The sequence below is a fragment of the Gordonia sp. N1V genome (assembly GCF_029269935.1).
GTDB classification, from domain to species: Bacteria; Actinomycetota; Actinomycetes; order Mycobacteriales; family Mycobacteriaceae; genus Gordonia; species Gordonia polyisoprenivorans.
In genome coordinates this window covers 1-3,264 of sequence record NZ_JARJDD010000048.1, presented here as the reverse complement: position 1 = coordinate 3,264, position 3,264 = coordinate 1, and the positions used below count along the sequence as shown (strand labels likewise).

Here is a 3,264-nt window from a genome sequence, read left to right as displayed (position 1 = left end):
AGGCGTAAACGACCGACGCGTCCTCGACATAGTGACATCCTTCCAGCAGGGCCCATAGCCCCACTATCTCGGGTGTCCACTCAAACTGGGGAACCTCAGTATCTCTTGTGGTGCAACAGTTGTTGTTGCCTTCTCGGGGGTCATGACACCACCTCGCCGTCGTCGGTGATCTTGTACCGCTCAAGGTCGCGGGTCGGCGCCGTGGGCAGTGGGGTGACCAAGGCGTCACCGGCGGTGCGGGGGTTCTGGGCGCCGGCGCCGGCGGCCAGGATCGAACGCACGTCGGCGGCTTTGAACCGGCGAAACGCCACCGCGCGGGTCAACGCGGCGGTGAACTGGTCGTGACCGTGGGCGGTGTGCAGCGCGAGGAGTTCGTCGAGTTCGCCGGCCAGGCGGGTGTTGCCGATCGCTGCGGCGCCCACCAGGAACTGTTCAGCGATTTCGCCGATCACGCAAAACTGTTTCTCGGCATCCGTTTTCGGTCGAGGTGCCCGACTCACTGGTGGGCGGGCCCCACCGTAGTGGGTGTCATCGAGGACCACCTCGCCGGGCGCGCCGAGTTCGTGTTCGGCGATGACCTCGCTGCTGGCGGGCTCGATGATCAGCAGCCGCCGGCCGTCCTGGATCAGGCGCACGGTGGTGCCGACCCACCGTTGGGGCACCGAGTACCTCGCCGACGCGTATCGGATACACGAGAGCTTGTCGACCTTCCGGGTGACTGGCGGCGGCCCTACCTCGGCGCGCAGAGACGGCAACGGCCCCAACACTTCCCGTTCAACATCGAGTTGCTCGGCAGGCACGAGGCAGGTGTCGGTGTGGCGGCGGTTGTTGATTTCGGTGCACCACTGCGCACCGGCCTGGTTGGCCTCGTGCACGTCGAGGCGGATATCGTCGCGGCCGGCAGCGATCTTCGCTTCGGTCCACAACGGTTGCGCCAGATCCGACTGCACATACCCGCACAGGTTTTCCACGATGCCTTTGGACTCGGGGTCCTCGCCGTGGCAGAAATCCGGGGCGAAGCCGTAGTGGGTGGCAAACCGGATGTAGGTCGGGGTCGGGATGACCACGTTGGCGACCACCCCACCCTTGAGACATGCCATCCGATCGGCCAGGACCCGCGCCGGCACCCCGCCGATCTCGTCGAAGACTTGGGCGATGAAACCTAAAGTGGTGGTGATGGTTTCGTCGGTAGCGAAACCGACGAACCGCCACCGCGAGAATGCCAGCACCGCGCAAAACACGTGCAGACCGCCCACGGTGGCCCAATCAATCACCAGATACTCACCCGGCGCCCACACCGCCGGCCGACGCCCGGAGAACTGGTTGCGCCGCCACTGAGACTTCGACCGGGATACCAGCCGACGGAAGTTGCGGTCCGAGCCGGTGTAGCCGGCCGCCCGCACGATCGGCAGCAGTCGTTTCGCGGTGATCTTGCCGTGTGACTTGCGCACGCGTTCAGCGACCAACTCGGTCACCGATTCGTAATTGTTGACCCGCCGGGCGCGTGGCGCAGGCGTCTGGCCGGACTGGTCGGCCTCGAAACGCTCCACGACACGCTTGACGGTCTTGTGGGTGGTGCCGCAGACCTCAGCTGCGGCGCGATAGCTTCCGAGTTCTCGGTAAGCAGAAATGATGTCCATACGGTCCCTCGCAGACTTCAATGGAACTCCCAGGTGGTGATCGGTGATCGGTTGGCGCCTTCACCGTCACCGCCTGGGCCTCAGTTCCAGGTTCGACACGACGAACACAGGGTGGGGACTCTTATCTGGCCACCACCGGGGACCTCGACCTGGCCACCAGTGGGGACTTTCTCATGGCCATTCACACGTGGAGTGGTGGACTTCGGATCGGCGTGGACTCACGTGGCAGGTCCCCGATAACCGGTCCAGGCAGTTCTAGAGCCAGTTCCTTGTTGTGATCGTCAGTCGATCTCGCAGCCCACGGGGTGATGTTGGTGGGTGCATCCGGCAGCGTACTCGGCCGGCGTTTGGTAGCCCAGCGCCGAGTGCCGGTGTCGGTGGTTGTGGTCGTCTTTGAAGTCGTCGATGACCACGCGGGCCTCGAGCAGGGTGGGCCAGCAGTTGCGGTTCAAGCACTCGTCGCGCAACCGGTTGTTGAACGACTCGATGAACCCGTTGTTCCACGGTGTGCCGGGCGGAATGTAGGAGATCCCGACCGACCCTGCACAGAACGCCTGCAGGGCTTCTGAGATGAACTCAGGGCCGTTGTCCATGCGCAGCACCATCGGCGGGCCACCCCAGATCGCGAACGTCTTCTCCAACTCCTCGATCAACTTCTCGGAGGTGATGGACCGGTCGACGATGTTCAGCAACGACATCCGGGTGTGTTCGTCAACCATGGACGCGATCTTGATCTTCTTCCCATCCACGGTGGAATCGAACTGAAAGTCCAATGCCCACACCACTTTCGGTGCGTCCGCGACAACGACCGGGACCGATGACTGGCCGGCGCGTTTGCGGCGCGGAGCGCGCCGCACTTGCAGGCCCTCTTCTTTCCACAACCGGTGCACTTTCTTCTTGTTGATCTCGATGCCGTCGTCGAAGCGCAGGTGTGCCCACGCCCGGCGGAACCCGTGCCGGGGGTTCTTGCGGGCATAGGTGCGTAGCTGCTCGCGCAGTGCGGCGTCGGGGTCGGCCGGGGTGTGCGCTTGCGGCAGCCGTCGATAGGCTGAGCGGGAAAGCCCAACTACCTTGCACGCCATGCGTTCTGACATGTTCTTGACGTCCTTGAGCATGTCGATGGCGGCGCGTTTGGCGGTTGGGCTCAGAATTTTCCCTTGGCGATCTCCCGCAGTGCGTCTTTCTCGAGTTCGGCATCGGCGAGCAGTCGCTTGAGTCGGCTGTTCTGCTCGCGCAGCTCTTTGAGTTCCTTCGCGGCGTCGCCGTCCATACCGCCGTACTGGCGGCGCCAGTTGTACAAGGTGGCCGCCGACACCTCGAGATCGGCGGCGATCTCCTCGCCGGTCTTGCCTTCGGCGGCCAACTCGTCGGCCCGGCGCAATTTGCGCACGATGTCCTCGGCCGAGTGACGCTTGCGTCCTGCCATGTTCTTCATCGTCCCTTCTCCGCCCTCATCAGGGCAATCAGGACTCTAAAACAACCCGGACCGGCTCACGGGGGACACGCCACACGCATAGTGATCAACGAGTCATGGTGAATGCTAGGCGTTTTGGTGGGATTGGTCCAGTGCTGCGGCGGCGTGGTGTTTGGCGGCGATCACCTTCTTGAGTTCGAGCATCGATAC

2 protein-coding genes are annotated in these 3,264 nt (G+C 63.7%); both read right to left on the bottom strand.

What is annotated here, in order from left to right; genetic code table 11:
- Nucleotides 1-140 precede the first annotated feature (140 nt).
- Entirely contained in the window at nt 141-1,661 is a 1,521-nt protein-coding gene (istA, locus tag P3L18_RS28000) for an IS21 family transposase (RefSeq protein WP_276115983.1), read from the bottom strand.
- Nucleotides 1,662-1,921: 260 nt separating this feature from the next.
- Nucleotides 1,922-3,075, bottom strand: a protein-coding gene (locus P3L18_RS27995; RefSeq protein WP_276115982.1) for an IS3 family transposase whose coding sequence is annotated in 2 segments (ribosomal slippage) — nt 1,922-2,799 and nt 2,799-3,075 — 1,155 coding nt in all. Because the reading frame shifts where the segments join, the coding sequence is not laid out codon by codon here.
- Between the last annotated feature and the right edge of the window lie 189 nt (nt 3,076-3,264).